Genomic DNA, 650 nt, shown 5'->3' with positions numbered 1-650 from the left:
ACACGAAACGTTCTCCAAAAAGAGTTGTTCGGTACATCTGCTGGTAAAGATGAGCAAGCATTAGGAACTGGTACAATCCCACAAGATTGTATTAACTTTGATACTATTGTCCGTGATGGTAATCGTATTATCGAATGTCAGATCAAACATTATGATAAGAACGGTGAATTTGATGGTCATACCATTCTCCAGTTTAAATCGACTCAACAGGGTGAACATGTTCTCATGGGTGCTACTGTAGATTACATCTGGCTGGACGAAGAAGACCCATTCAAATCAATTGAGATTTACTCTCAGTGCGTTACTCGTACAGCAACCACAGGTGGTTTGGTAACCATCACTGCTACTCCAGAAAACGGTCTGACAAAGCTAGTCGATCTGTTTATGAAGAACAAAGATGGTATGTTGTATTTCCAGAACGCTACTTGGGATGATGCACCCCATTTGTCCGAAGAGGATAAGAAAAAGCTGTTAGCTTCTATTCCAGAATGGCAGCATGAAATGCGTACTCGCGGTATACCAACAATGGGTGAAGGTTTAATTTATGATGTAGCAGAGAGTGGGATTATTTGTGATCCTATTCAGATTCCAAATCATTGGAGACGTTGTGCTGCTGTCGATATCGGGATTAACCACCCGACTGCTGTGGC

General features: G+C 41.8%; 1 protein-coding gene. It reads left to right on the top strand.

What is annotated here, in order from left to right:
- Positions 1–650 (top strand): terminase large subunit domain-containing protein (locus N1032_RS25905; RefSeq protein ID WP_259543492.1); only part of this gene is annotated, 650 nt, incomplete at both ends.

Source organism: Herbiconiux daphne (assembly GCF_024979295.1).
Taxonomy (GTDB): domain Bacteria; phylum Actinomycetota; class Actinomycetes; order Actinomycetales; family Microbacteriaceae; genus Herbiconiux; species Herbiconiux daphnes.
The sequence above is the reverse complement of the archived record's forward strand: the minus strand, read 5'-3'. Positions and strand labels throughout refer to the sequence as shown.